Source organism: Herbaspirillum frisingense GSF30 (assembly GCF_000300975.2).
GTDB lineage: Bacteria > Pseudomonadota > Gammaproteobacteria > Burkholderiales > Burkholderiaceae_D > Herbaspirillum > Herbaspirillum frisingense.
This window is the reverse complement of record NZ_AEEC02000074.1, coordinates 1-4,495: the sequence shown is the minus strand read 5'-3', so window position 1 is coordinate 4,495 and position 4,495 is coordinate 1. Positions and strand designations below refer to the sequence as shown.

Annotated in this window: 4 protein-coding genes and 1 pseudogene; 2 read left to right on the top strand and 3 right to left on the bottom strand. The window is 58.1% G+C overall.

Going from position 1 to position 4,495, the window contains the following annotated elements; all coding sequences use genetic code 11:
• Positions 1–54 precede the first annotated feature (54 nt).
• A complete protein-coding gene (locus HFRIS_RS24290; protein ID WP_006465677.1) occupies positions 55–411 on the bottom strand; it encodes a hypothetical protein in 357 nt (118 codons plus the stop codon).
• Positions 412–1,303: 892 nt separating this feature from the next.
• Between HFRIS_RS24290 and HFRIS_RS24285 the strand changes: the two genes are divergently transcribed.
• Positions 1,304–1,705 carry a DUF4148 domain-containing protein gene (locus HFRIS_RS24285; protein ID WP_006465676.1) on the top strand — a complete coding sequence of 134 codons (402 nt, stop codon included), beginning with the start codon at positions 1,304–1,306 and terminating at the stop codon, positions 1,703–1,705.
• 646 nt (positions 1,706–2,351) lie between these two features.
• Complete coding sequence (locus tag HFRIS_RS24280) at positions 2,352–2,642, top strand: DUF4148 domain-containing protein (protein ID WP_006465675.1); 291 nt, start codon at positions 2,352–2,354, stop codon at positions 2,640–2,642.
• A gap of 274 nt (positions 2,643–2,916) precedes the next feature.
• Here the strand turns inward: HFRIS_RS24280 and HFRIS_RS24275 are convergent, their stop codons facing one another.
• A complete protein-coding gene (locus HFRIS_RS24275) occupies positions 2,917–4,053 on the bottom strand; it encodes a mechanosensitive ion channel family protein (protein ID WP_006465674.1) in 1,137 nt (378 codons plus the stop codon).
• A gap of 87 nt (positions 4,054–4,140) precedes the next feature.
• Positions 4,141–4,495: pseudogene (locus HFRIS_RS24270) on the bottom strand (FUSC family protein); the annotation flags it as partial.

Sequence of the window (4,495 nt, the reverse complement as noted above, 5' to 3'; positions counted from 1 at the left end):
AAAAAAATCCCCGGCCGCAGCCGGGGATCTTCCTCACGACACGGACGCCGCAGATTACGGAGTCTTGTCGGACTTGTCAGGAGTGGCCGCCAGGGCTGCATTACGCTCGGCGGTGGACTCCTTCTTCTCTTGCTTCAGCTGCGCCCTGGCAGCCTTCTTGTCGGACTTGTATTCCTGCTTGGCGGCCTTCTTCTGTGCCTTGTATTCGGCCTTGGCATCGGAATCGGCCTGACGCTTCTGGACGAACGGGTCATTGGAAGGCACGGCCGAAGGCGATGCGGTCGAAGCCGACGACATCGGCGCGGTCGGTGCAGCGCCCACGGCGTTGCCATTGGTCGGTGCATTCTGCGCCATGGCGCTACCGGCCAGGGCCATGAACAGGGACGAGATCAGAATGTGACGAGTCTTCATGTGTACCTCCTTGCGTTATGTTTTTCGGAAAAGCCCGAGGCTTGGATACTCAAGAAAATTACAGGATGCGGGATCGCAGATCCGTGTCATCACTATAGGCAAGCTTGCGGTCGCGCTATGTCGGACAAGGACTGATTCTCCGCTTCCCCGATTACGCAAAATGGGAGCCTGTTGGCCTGCCTGTTCTGCGTAACACGTGAATCTCTGAAGCCTTTTCCGACAGGAAGGTTCGAGGAGAAGTGCAAGCATTGGTGAGGCTTGCAAGCAATCGTAACAAGGGGGAACCGTCGCTCCTTGTTGCCGGCAGATGGAGCTGCAATGAGATGCGATGCAAAGCGACGAAACGAAACAAAACGCGGCGAGCAATGAATGATCGCCACCACATGGCTTCTGCAAATCGACCTATATGGGGGAATGCGCAAATGTCGGGCGGAGAAAGACGCTTGCCCAAAGGCAGCCACCCGCTATGTTTTTCGACATATAGCGAAGGCCTGAAAAACTCTGTCAAATCCATTGAACAAGTTATTGCGATTTTGTATTGAATCGATAGGAATTTTTTTATCGCACCGCAAAATGGATCAACCAGCGATTATTGCCAGCAGATGATCAATTCCATTTTTTCCAAATAAATCAACGACTTAATTAACTTCAACTACTTCATAAGTAGAAATTTATGCAACATTTTCCATGTGCAGATGCGGTGTAAAAAGAGCAGTACAGGCTCGAAAAAACTGATTGTTCGCGTTTCTGGAATGATGTATTCCGGTTTGTCTGCTTTTTCTGCCGCGCTTGGATCTCTAAACTTGGTTCCACGATGACAGCACACAACGACTGAACCACAAGTGTCGGCCCAGGTTGCAGTGCTCATCCCCTCACTCACAAAGGAATGATCATGAACACCAAGAATATTGCCAAGAACCTGTTTGCAGGCCTGCTGTTGACTACCGCTGTCGGCGCCGCCATGGCTGAAGCCCAGTATCCCGCCGAGACCCAGATCGTCTCGACCAAGAGCCGCGCCGAAGTGGTCGCCGAGTTGAAGCAAGCCCGTGCCAATGGCGACCTGCTGGTGACCGACCAATATCCGGTCGACAAGCCTTTCGTCTCGACCAAGACCCGCGCTGACGTACGCGCCGAACTGATCCAGGCCCGCGCCAACGGCGACCTGCTGGTGACCGAACAATATCCGGTGGAAAAGCCCTTCCACTCGACCCTGACCCGTCAGCAAGTGCAAGAAGAACTGCAGCAAGCCCGCAACCAAGGCACTGCTGTAAGCAACAGCAACGCTCCGCTGTAATCCGCATGCCCTGATGCCAGGCTGGCGCCATCCGCGCCCCTGGCTGCGCATCATCCGCACCGGCGATCCCGGTGCGCCAGTTTCTCCCCAGGCGGGCCTCATGAAAGCGACGTTCTCTCCCCTCGGTCGCCGGTAGTGAGGTCCGCCTGCCTGTTTTCTGCACCCATCTCGCCATCTCGATTCCGGACAATTCCCGCTACCGCCCTGACGCTGCCACACCGCCAGCCGCATTAGAAAAATTTCGACATTTTTCTAAGTTTTTCCAGCGGTTCCTATCCGGAATTTCCCCCCTCCAAAAGTACGATTTTCGCTCTGCAATCTGCTCAGTTTTCGACCAATTCAACGGAGCATTTCTTTTTTAATTTTCTAAGTTTTCTTGTTTTTGACTTCTAAGTTTTCATAATCTGTGTTTCTAACTTTTCGACAAGCGACCGGATCACCCGATCACGGCATGGCGCGATGCCTGCGCCTGGTAACAATGGATGTGCTTGTTCTGAAATCCGGAACGATGAATTCCGATTTCGCGTCTTTATCCGTCATCCGTTGATCTCTAAACTTGGTTTCACGATGACAGCACACAACGACTGAACCAAGACCTTGGGCCGGGTTGAAGTGCACATCCCTTCTCTCACACAAAGGAACGATCATGAACACCAAGAACATTGCCAAGAACCTGTTTGCCGGCCTGCTGTTGACCTCCGCCATCGGTACCGCCATGGCTGAAGCACCGTATCCTGCCGAAACCCGCTTCGTCTCCACCAAGAGCCGTGCCGAAGTGGTCGCCGAACTGCAACAAGCCCGTGCCAACGGCGAACTGCTGGTGAGCGATCGCAACCGCGACGACAAGCAGATCGCCTCTGCCAAGACCCGTGACGAGGTGCGCGCCGAGCTGGCCCAGGCCCGCGCCAATGGCGAAATGCACGTCACCGATCAATAAGCCTTGGCGGGCAACAAGCCGGGTTGTCCGGCACACCAGCTTCTCCCCTGCAGGCGGGTCCATGACAGCGACACTCTCTCCCCTCGGTCGCCAGTTGTGAGATCCGCCTGATCTTTTTTGCGTGTGGCCTCATCAGGCGTCGACAGCACGTATCAGAAAATCACAGTGACAGTTTTTCTAAGTTTTATCCCCTGTGATTACTTAGTTTCAACAATCCGACTTTCTAAGTTTTTCATGCCGCGCCGGTGTTGTAAAAATGCGACCTCCGGCGAGTTCATTGTTGCCCCTTCAGCGGCTCTCCGGGCGCGCCGTCGATGAGGGTATCCAATGCATCCGGCTGGTTGCGCGAGCTCAGTTCTGCGCGCATGCGGGGCAGGGCGTCCGGGTAGTGGCTGGCGATGAAGTTGATCATGTGCTCGCGAATCTGGCAGCGCAGGTCGAAAGCACTGCCCGAATCCCTGGCCGACACCAGCAGGCGAATCTGCATGGTGCGTTCGCTGGCGTCGGTGACGTGCATGACGCAGACCCGCTTGTCCCAGAGCGGCAGGGTCTGGCAGATGCGCTCGAATTCGGCGCGCACGGCCTGCGTGGGAACCGAAAAATCCAGCCACAGGAATACCGTGCCGAGAATGGTGGAGGAGGTGTGGGTCCAGTTCTCGAAGGGGTTTTCGATGAACCACTGCAGCGGCACGATCATGCGTCGTTCATCCCAGATCCTGACCACGACGAAGGTCCCGGTGATTTCCTCCACGCGCCCCCATTCGCCCTTGACGATGAGCACATCGTCGATGCGGATCGGTTGCGAGAAGGCAATCTGAAGGCCGGCAAAGAAATTCCCCAGCACCGGTTTGGCGGCGATACCGGCGACGATACCGGCCACACCGGCCGAGGCCAGCAGGCTGGCGCCGAACTGGCGCGCACCGGGCAGGGTCAGCAGCACGAAGGCCAGGCCCAGCAGGGCGATGAGGAAGTAGGCACTGCGCGAGAGCACCCGGGTCTGGGTCAGGATGCGACGGGCCTTGAGGTTGTCGGCCACGTCATAGGGATTCAAATTGACGACCGTCAGGCTCACCGATTTCACGCAGCGCATCAGGAACCAGGTCAGCGCCAGGATGAAGGCGATCGAGGTGAGATAGGAAATACGAGTCAGGCCCGGTGTATTGTCGGGCGCACCGGCCAGCACGATACGCAGCATGAACAGGATCACACAGGCACGGCTGGCGTTGAAGGTGACCTGCGTGGCGGTGGTGGTAAAGGGCCGGCCGCGTGCCAGGCGCCTGACCAGCGCCACCCCCAGCCGATGCAGGAAGATCGCCACCAGCACCGCCACCAGGGCGACGCCGAGCACGATCAGGCCCGAACGCAGCGGGCCTTCGTTCATGTTGTAAAGAAAATCGAGGTCCAGGCTCATCCGTTCCCTTCCATCTGTTGTGTTGTCGAATCGTTACGCCCGCAGGCGTTTTTCCAGTTCGAACAGGGAAGGGGGATTTTGTTTCCGCTAATTTCCTGGCGCCGGCCCGGTGGCCTCCAGGGTGGCCACCAGCAGGCAGGCGGTCTCGACGGCAGCGGCCTGGGCCAGCTGCACCGGGGCAGGGCGCTGGCGGGTAAGGGCCTGCAGGGCGGGCGCATCGCGCGCCTGCAGGGCCTGGGCCAGCGCGTGCAGCCACTCCAGCAGTTCCAGCGCGACAGGCTGGGGATGCGCCCACAGGTGGCTGGCGGCAGCCGCCAGGCGGCGCGACAGGGCGACTGCCGTGCGGCCACGCCCATGGTCACGCTCGCGCCAGCCGCGTTCGCGCGCCACCCGTTGCAGCAGCAGGCCGGCTTCGACATTGGCCACGCAGGCGTCGCGGCGG

What these genes read in the sequence shown, in the direction of transcription:
- HFRIS_RS24280 (WP_006465675.1), top strand. Translation starts at nt 2,352, where the DNA reads ATGAACACCAAGAACATTGCCAAGAACCTGTTTGCCGGCCTGCTGTTG.
- HFRIS_RS24285 (WP_006465676.1), top strand. Translation starts at nt 1,304, where the DNA reads ATGAACACCAAGAATATTGCCAAGAACCTGTTTGCAGGCCTGCTGTTG.
- HFRIS_RS24290 (WP_006465677.1), bottom strand. Translation starts at nt 411, where the DNA reads ATGAAGACTCGTCACATTCTGATCTCGTCCCTGTTCATGGCCCTGGCC.
- HFRIS_RS24275 (WP_006465674.1), bottom strand. Translation starts at nt 4,053, where the DNA reads ATGAGCCTGGACCTCGATTTTCTTTACAACATGAACGAAGGCCCGCTG.